The organism is Tritonibacter litoralis (assembly GCF_009496005.1).
Taxonomy (GTDB): Bacteria; Pseudomonadota; Alphaproteobacteria; order Rhodobacterales; family Rhodobacteraceae; genus Epibacterium; species Epibacterium litoralis.
On the sequence record NZ_WIBF01000039.1, the window covers coordinates 1 to 3,034 of the forward strand.

Genomic DNA, 3,034 nt, shown 5'->3' on the forward strand with positions numbered 1-3,034 from the left:
ACCCGGACCGGCAAGACGATTGTCGAGGCCGTACCGACGCAGATTCTGCTTCCTAACATCCGCGCCCATGCGGCCGACTACGCCATGCTGAACCTCACGGAGAAGGAGCTCGACGTCCTTCTCAACACGGGCAGCAACAGCCGCCTCGCACTGATCCGCGACGATCAGGGCTCTATCGTCGTCGATGCCGATCTGAGCGCGCTTGGACCCAATCTCACCATCCTTGGCGGCATGGACAAAGGCGAGGCGCTCGTGGGTGCCGATTACCGCGACCGCCCTGATTTCTGGAGGCTTTCATGATCCGTATTCTTATCGCTTTGGCTGTGCTCGGCGCGCTGGCCTCCTGCACCCAGTATCGGGAGCCGCAGGCCAATTGCTTTTCCTTTCTCGCCTCGACGGCAGCGACAGCCCAGGATTGCCACTTCGCACCGCTCGGCGCGCCGGAGGGCGACGTTGAAGTCTAGCCTGCCTCATATCCTGGCGTTTTGCCTGCTGCCCGGTCTCGCCTTGTCTCAAGGCGTGCCGACCAATGACAGTGGGCTGACCGCGCGTGACATCGTCGAGACCAGCGATCGCGAGGCTGACTTGGCCGTTCAGTCGGACAAGCTTGCCGTGCGCGAACTCATTGCCGAGATCGAACGGGAGCAGCTGGAAACCCTGCAACGCATCCTCGATGCCCAGACCAGCTTCGGCGGTCAGGGCTTGCCAGCTATGGTCTCGGGGCTGGAAAGCGGCAGCGGGGATCCGGCCCGGTCAGTCGAGGCGGTCTATGGCACGGGCGAGATCGATCCCAATCGCGGCGGTGCGCAGATGTTCGGGGATGCGTCTGAGAACATCGAGCAGCTCATCATCCGGGTCGCCCAGGAGACCAGCGGCTTTGCGGGTGTTGGCCGCGCAGGGCTCTCGCCCCTCCAGTGGCGCGCGTTGCTGCAAGCGCTGATCTGGCAGGAAAGCCGGTTTACGATTGGGGCACGGTCTCCCGTCGGCGCTTATGGTCTCACCCAGATCATGCCTGGGACGGCCAGCGATCTGGGCATCAATCCGGAATACTATGACAGCCCCTACCTGCAGGTGCATGGCGGTGCACGCTATCTCGCGACCCAGCTCAACACCTTCGACGGCAATATCATCAATGCGCTCGCGGCCTATAACGCGGGACCCGGCCGGGTTTTCGAGTATGGCGGCGTGCCACCCTTTCGCGAGACCCAGCACTACGTCCAGGTGATCCCCGAACGCTATAACCTCTATTTGACCCGTATCGGCGGGATCGAAGCGCTTGGCACGATCGACCCCGCGCTTCTGGCCAATGCCAACCTCTCGCTCACTGGGCACGGCGCGGCCTTCTATGGCAACAACTCACCCGCCGCGATCAGGCAAGCCGCCCTACGTATTGCGGATATCGTCGAACGGATTTCCGAGACCGAGGATGTGCAGGAGAGCGTTGCGCTCAACACTTATGCCCGCGCCGAACTCGTGCGTCTCGTGGCCGCCCGCATCCGGCTTCAGGCCGCCCGCACCCGCGTGCTCTCCGCCGAAGAGCTGGCCCAGGCCAGCGCCCGCATGGCCGAAGGCGCGTTCATGGATTTTACGATCAGGGAGATTGAATGATGGGACATCTGCTCTTGAGGACAGCTTTGGCCACGACACTTGGGGTTGGTCTGCATCTTGGCGCCCTATCCCCCGTCCTCGCGCAAGGCGTGCCCGTCGTCGATACCCAGAACATCGCGCAAAACATCCAGCAGCTGCGGCAGATGATCGAGGACGAGATCTTGCAAAACGAGCAGCTGACGCAGCTCCGCGAACAGCTCGGCCTTCTCACGGACCAACTCGCGGAGCTGCAAAGAACCTACGAGGCCCTCACCCGCCTCGCCGAGCTTCCAGAAATCATCCGCACCGAGATGGAAGACGAACTCAATGGCCTACTCGACCAAGAGTTCGGCGATATCCTCGCCACGATTGAGGCGATCAAGACGGGAGATTTCTCGGGCCTCTCGGGCTCCGGCGCGGGCGAAATCGAAACCCAGATGGATCGGGTGCTGGCCGATCTCGGATTTGACGATGACACCCTCTCGGAAATGGCCACGAGCGGCAATCCCGGGGCCAACCGCGTGGCGACGCAGGCCACCACCGGTGCCCTTGTCTCGGCGGCAGCCCAGAACAGCTATGAGGATGCCGGCCAATCGCTCGAGCGGGTCGACCGCCTTGTCGGGCTCATCGACGACATGGACGAACTCAAGGAAAGCATCGATCTCAACACGCGCGTGACCGCGGAGCTCGCCATTGCACTGGTCGCCATGTGGCAACTCGAAGCCATCCAGACCGTGGGCGATGGCACCGGCGGCGTGATCGATGCCGCCACCATCGCCGAAGAGCAGCGCTTCATGGACTTTACGCTGCCGGACCTGCGCGCAGACTGATTTGAGGCATGACGCGTGGCGAGTGAACAGGAAATCATCGAAGAAGAGCTGGTCTATGGTGCTCTGCGCCGTGAACGCCTCTGGCAGCGCCTTGGGCTCATCGGGCTCATCTTCGGCATTCTCGGATGCCTGAGCGCGGCGGCTGTCGCGATCCTCGATGTCGATCCGCCGCCTGTGGTCGTGCCCTATGATCCCGCCACCGGCTTTGCCCTGCCCGAGGCTTCGGTGGGCGCGACGTCTGTCACAGCCAACCAGGCGATCATCGAGGCGGAGGTCTTCCGCTACGTGACCGACCGCGAGGTCTATAACCAGCTCGACAACGACCTGCGCATCCGCAGCGTCCTGCGCCGCTCGGACGGAGCTGCCGAGAGCGGGTTGCGCCAGATCTGGAACAGCGCCAACGAGAATTACCCGCCGACCGTCTATGGCCCCAACGCCAGGCTCGACGTGGAAATCCTCAGCATCAACCGGATCGGAACCAACCGCGCGACGGTCCGCCTGCGCAAGCGCCTGACGTCCATTAACGGCACCCAGACCGGCCTCTTCACCGCCACGCTTCTCTTCGAGTTCCGTCCCGAGACCCGCCGCTCCATCGATGAGGTCTGGACCAACCCCTT

General features: G+C 63.1%; 4 protein-coding genes and 1 pseudogene. All 5 read left to right on the forward strand.

The window, feature by feature from the left end; all coding sequences use genetic code 11:
- Positions 1-300: pseudogene (locus GFB49_RS20850) on the forward strand (VirB4 family type IV secretion/conjugal transfer ATPase); the annotation flags it as partial.
- Positions 297-464 (forward strand): hypothetical protein, encoded by a 168-nt coding sequence (locus GFB49_RS21095; protein WP_194269443.1) that lies wholly within the window; start codon positions 297-299, stop codon positions 462-464. The pseudogene GFB49_RS20850 and the gene GFB49_RS21095, both read left to right, overlap by 4 nt.
- Positions 454-1,608 carry a lytic transglycosylase domain-containing protein gene (locus GFB49_RS20855; protein WP_194269444.1) on the forward strand — a complete coding sequence of 385 codons (1,155 nt, stop codon included), beginning with the start codon at positions 454-456 and terminating at the stop codon, positions 1,606-1,608. Before GFB49_RS21095 ends, GFB49_RS20855 begins: the two co-directional genes overlap by 11 nt.
- Complete coding sequence (locus GFB49_RS20860; RefSeq protein ID WP_043755082.1) at positions 1,608-2,417, forward strand: type IV secretion system protein; 810 nt, start codon at positions 1,608-1,610, stop codon at positions 2,415-2,417. Before GFB49_RS20855 ends, GFB49_RS20860 begins: the two co-directional genes overlap by 1 nt.
- Positions 2,418-2,432: 15 nt before the next feature.
- Positions 2,433-3,034 (forward strand): VirB8 family type IV secretion system protein (locus tag GFB49_RS20865; RefSeq protein ID WP_343032660.1); only part of this gene is annotated, 602 nt, incomplete at its 3' end.